Origin of the sequence: Pseudomonas sp. 24 E 13 (assembly GCF_900004715.1) — a bacterium.
GTDB classification, from domain to species: Bacteria; Pseudomonadota; Gammaproteobacteria; order Pseudomonadales; family Pseudomonadaceae; genus Aquipseudomonas; species Aquipseudomonas orientalis_A.
Genome location: NZ_CVTO01000124.1, coordinates 1 through 2,722 on the forward strand (window position 1 = coordinate 1; position 2,722 = coordinate 2,722).

4 protein-coding genes are annotated in these 2,722 nt (G+C 60.3%); all 4 read left to right on the top strand.

Annotated features, from left to right (window positions below; translation table 11 throughout):
• Positions 1 to 426 (top strand): alpha/beta fold hydrolase (locus BFP90_RS15010; RefSeq protein ID WP_370671699.1); only part of this gene is annotated, 426 nt, incomplete at its 5' end.
• 39 nt (positions 427 to 465) lie between these two features.
• A complete protein-coding gene (locus BFP90_RS15015) occupies positions 466 to 900 on the top strand; it encodes an acyl-CoA thioesterase (protein ID WP_065894097.1) in 435 nt (144 codons plus the stop codon).
• 55 nt (positions 901 to 955) lie between these two features.
• Complete coding sequence (locus BFP90_RS15020; protein ID WP_065884111.1) at positions 956 to 1,915, top strand: tRNA dihydrouridine synthase; 960 nt, start codon at positions 956 to 958, stop codon at positions 1,913 to 1,915.
• A 384-nt stretch (positions 1,916 to 2,299) separates the two neighbouring features.
• Positions 2,300 to 2,722, top strand: a 423-nt coding sequence (locus BFP90_RS28835; RefSeq protein ID WP_218061245.1) for a hypothetical protein, incomplete at its 3' end; no start/stop codon positions are given.

The following is a 2,722-nucleotide window of genomic DNA, read 5'->3' on the forward strand; positions in this document are numbered from 1 at the left end:
CACTCCATGGGCGGTGCCAGCGCGATGCTGGCGGTGCAGTTGGGGCTGAGTACGCAGGCGTTGGTGAGTATCGCCGCGCCCTCGCGGTTCCTCGATGCGCTGCGCGGTTTCACGCGCATGATGGGGTTGCCGCCGCGCGCACGTTCGGCGTTTATCCAGACGGTGGAGCTGGCATTCGGCATGCCGCTCAAGCATCTGGATGTCGCGCACTACCAGATGAACCTTCCCGGCCTGATCGTGCATGCCGAAGACGATACGTTCGTCCCGGTCAAAGCCTCGCAGACCATCCATGAGGCCTGGCCAGGCAGTCGCCTGATGCGCCTGGAGCAGGGCGGGCATCAGAAGGTGCTGGCCGATCCACGGGTAATTGAAGGCGTACTCGCCCTGTTGGCGAGCTGTCATGTACAGGAGCGCCAGAGCGCCTGATACACTGCGTCCGCCGACATCAATCGACTGGAGCAAGGCATGGGCTGGGATTTGGCAACGCCGTTCATCATCGACCTGCAGGTCGCCGCTGAGGACATCGACGGCCTGGGGCACGCCAATAACGCGGTGTACGTGTCCTGGCTGGAGCGTTGCGCCTGGCGCCATTCCCAGCGCCTGGGGCTGGACCTTGCCGAGTATCGGCGCCTGGACCGCGCGATGGCCGTGGTGCGTCATGAGATCGACTACCTGGCGGCCGGCTACGAAGGCGATGAGCTGCAACTGGCCACGTGGATCGTCGATTGGGACCAGCGCCTGAAGATGACGCGCCGTTTTCAGCTGGTACGCCCGCGTGACGGTGCGACCTTGCTGCGCGCGCACACCACCTTCGTTTGCATCGAACTGTCCAGCGGCAGGCCCAAGCGCATGCCTGCCGAGTTTATCGAGGGGTACGGGCCTGCGCTGACGGGGGGTTAACGGTTGTTGTGGGAAACCCAGTAAACTGCGCCACGATTTTTGTTGAGTGTTTTCCATGCAAATTGCTTTGGCGCCCATGGAGGGGTTGGTCGACAACATCCTGCGGGACGTGTTGACCCGCGTGGGCGGTATCGACTGGTGCGTGACCGAATTCATCCGCGTCAACGACCGCTTGCTCACCCCCGCCTATTTTCACAAGCTCGCTCCGGAACTGCTGCAGGGCGCCCACACCGCCGCGGGCGTGCCGCTGCGCGTGCAATTGCTGGGGTCTGACCCGGTCTGCCTGGCGGAAAACGCCGCCCTGGCCTGCGAGTTGGGATCGCAGGTGATCGACCTCAACTTCGGCTGCCCGGCCAAGACCGTCAACAAGTCCCGCGGCGGTGCGGTGCTGCTCAAGGAGCCGGAGTTGCTCAACCGTATCGTCGAGCATGTGCGCCGTGCGGTCCCGGCGCATATCCCGGTCACCGCCAAAATGCGCCTGGGCTTCGACAGTCCGGATGGCGCATTGGTCTGCGCCACGGCGCTGGCCGAAGGCGGGGCTGCGCATATCGTGGTGCATGCGCGCACCAAGACCGATGGCTACAAGCCGCCCGCCCATTGGGAGTGGATTCCGCGGGTGCAGGAGGTGGTCAAGGTGCCGGTGTTTGCCAATGGCGACATCTGGAGCGTCGACGATTGGAAACGTTGCCGCGAAGTCAGCGGCGCCGAAGACATCATGCTTGGCCGTGGACTGGTGGCGCGTCCTGACCTGGCGCGGCAGATCGCGGCGGCGCGTGCAGGGCAAGAGGTGGTGGAAATGACATGGGCGCAGATGCAGCCGATGCTCCAGGAATTCTGGACCCAATCGGTGGCGCAATTGACCGAGCGCCAGGCACCCGGCCGCTTGAAGCAGTGGCTGGCGATGCTGACGCGCAACTACCCCGAAGCGGTGGAGCTGTTTACCGCCTTGCGCCGCGAGACCGGCCTGGAGCAGGTCAGTCGCCTGCTGGGGATGCCCAACCCTGTGGCTGTCTGAAGCGAGGCAATCGAACTTTTGCCATTGATTTGCATAAAGGCGCCACTGCAGGCGCCTTTTTTACGCGTGCGAGTTAACACAAACCAGAGGCAAGTAAACACGTGGAATGTTATCGACGAGTGACATGCCTACAGAGTATTAGCGCGTGTGACCGCACTTTCGTATCGACAAAGCCATAAATCAAGGCTTCGCGCAAATTGTCCATGAGGCAAAGTCTGATAATGCATGTTGGTTTCCTTATATGAACTGCGATTCGCGGAACTCGATGGCTCAAGTTCCCACGAATGGAGGGACTGAAGCAGCGCTGTTGTTGTTCAGTCAATAAAACTATCCCTCCCTCCGGCCGTTGAACGGTCGGGTTGTATGAAATAAAGGAACGTGCGTATGTCTATGTCGATTAACACTCCGCCATTGGTTAAAGTCGATACATCTGCTCTGGAACAACCAGCGGTTTCGAATACTAAAGTTATTCTCAAGCCGACCGTACAGTCGCCTGGCACAACACCTCTTCAGACGTCACTGCGTCCCGATAATACGGCGGTCACACCTGAGACCGCGCTGAGGCAGTTGTTCGATATGCTTGAAGGTATCTTCAGGGCCATGCGTGACATATTTTCGGGTAAAACACAGGTCAAACCCGACGTCGACAAATTACCCATTGCACCGGATAACGGTAAAGAGCCGATCAAGCCGGATGCGGGCAAATTACCGATTTCACCGGACACTCACAAAGAACGGGTCAAGCCGGACGCAGGCAAGCAACCGGTGCTGCCGGATACCAGCAAGGAGTTGGTCAAGCCGGACGCA